General features: G+C 57.5%; 2 protein-coding genes. One reads left to right on the top strand and one right to left on the bottom strand.

The window, feature by feature from the left end:
* The first annotated feature begins 499 nt into the window (after positions 1-499).
* Positions 500-865, top strand: coding sequence for a hypothetical protein (locus tag VEJ16_03380; protein HYB08694.1), 366 nt, complete (start codon positions 500-502; stop codon positions 863-865).
* Positions 866-1,420: 555 nt separating this feature from the next.
* Here VEJ16_03380 and VEJ16_03375 read toward each other — a convergent pair.
* On the bottom strand, positions 1,421-2,003 hold a 583-nt coding region (locus VEJ16_03375), incomplete at its 5' end, for a mandelate racemase/muconate lactonizing enzyme family protein (GenBank protein HYB08693.1).

Here is a 2,003-nt window from a genome sequence, read left to right as displayed (position 1 = left end):
CCGTTCAGTGGAGGCGGCGGCTATTCCGGGAGCTCCCACATGCTGGCAGACCTCGACGCTGCTTTCACGGAAGTTGGGATAGGTCCCGACGCGGTCCTCTCCGGACACGCCCACGTTTACTAGCGCTTTACCCGGACGGTCCAGGTGGGCGGACGATGGATGGAAGTGCCGTACATGGTGGCGGGAATCGGTGGACATGGTCCAATTCAACCTGTTAAGCCGAACTTCCAGCGCCAACCTGTTCGTATGCCGGTGCGAGGAATATCGCGGAACGGAGTGGAGGACGTCTCACTACAGCAGTACTTCAACGGATTTGGCCATCTGATTGTGACAGTTACGGGTCGCGTGCTTACGATCGATCTCATCGGCACAAAGACGCAGACCGACGCTATCGCAGGATCGTTGAGCGGACCGATCAAGAGTGGCACCATGCGCCCGCGACGAAGCCTCCGTACGTACGATAGAAACGGCCGGTGGGGGCATGACGATGTTGCGTATCATGACTGCATTGACGCTTTTTGTGCCGGTCATCTTTCTGGCCGCCGACACGCACGCGCAAGAAATCGACTTCGACCAAATCAACAAGTTCGAGTCGGTGGGGAAGGGCACGCTCAACGTTGGTGAGCCGCCAAAGACGATCATCGAGGACGGCGAGCGGCACATCGTCATCCTCACGATCTGGGAGGCCGAAGCGGAGACCAAGGTATATTGGAAGCCGCCGGACGCCGAGGCGCCGCGAACCACGGTCATACCGGGCACGGGCCTTCAGACCTTTCAAACCGCCGGTGAGTTCAAACTCGAGGCGATTGGCGAGCCCAATCGCAAAGTCGAATTCGGCTATGTGTTGCTTGGTTTGAGGAAATAATCGAGTCGGCGGCCGCTATGGTTTTGTTCTCGGGCCCAGATCGTACCGGCCGATTTTTCGGCGAAGGGCGGCGCGAATGCTGCCTGAAAATGTCACGTCGTCGCCGTGCCGCCCGATGGCGGCGACTGCAAATGCGAGCCGTGCCGAGACTCGCTTAGTGCAAAACCGTTCCCGCCACTTTTTCTTGGGTTGATCTTATTATCGGCGCTACGCTTACTTTGATGTCGTGATGCGGAAACCGGTCTTTGAGTTGCAAGCCTGCTCGCAGTGCATCGACAAAACGCCGATGTGTCGAATTTAACCGGCCGTCGATTCGAAGAACGTAACACTCACGAGGCAGACTGTGCGTCGCGATCCCATTTTTCATGGGACACCCCCATCGTCATTCGCCTCAAGCAACTGCAATAGAAACAGTACGCTCAAAGCGAATTCCCAACGCTTAAGGTTTTGAGTTAATTTTGTCTTAAAGTTGGCATCGTTACGATCATTCTAGGAATTCGATCACAGGGATTGAGAAATGCTATCGGGTCCTCGTCGCCATGGCATATCTCCAGCTCATGCCTTAACCGCACAATCGCGCAGGATTTCCGGTTTGAACGCGAGGCCGTGGCCCGGCCGTTCCGGTGCGGCGATGAATCCGTTTACCACCGGCACGGGATCGATAAATAGATCTTCGGCAAGACCCATGTCCTCGATCCAAAGCCCATTCGGGATCGAGGCGAGAAGCTGCACGTTCAATTCCGGAAACAGATGCGGCGCTATGGTCATGCCCCAAGTGTCGGCCACCGTCGCGATCTTGCGCAGTTCGGTCAGCCCTCCGCGCATCGGATCGGGTTGCAGGATCGGCAGTCGGGGATTTTCGAAGAACGGCTTGAGATCGAAGCGCGTGAAATGCGTCTCGCCGCCGACGATGCGGAGATCGAGCGCCTCGGCGATCCGCAGGTAACCGGCGAAATCGTCCGGCGTCACCGGCTCCTCGAGCCAATACACGTCATAATCCTGAAATTTGCGGCCCATCAGAATGGCGACGTCGGCGGTCCAGCCCATATTGACGTCGATCATGATGTCGATGTCCGGGCCGAGTGCTTCGCGCATGCGCCGCACATTGTCGAGATCGGTGGCGAGGTCGGCGGTATGC

This window comes from Alphaproteobacteria bacterium, assembly GCA_035625915.1.
Lineage (GTDB): Bacteria > Pseudomonadota > Alphaproteobacteria > JACZXZ01 > JACZXZ01 > DATDHA01.
The sequence above is the reverse complement of the archived record's forward strand: the minus strand, read 5'-3'. Positions and strand labels throughout refer to the sequence as shown.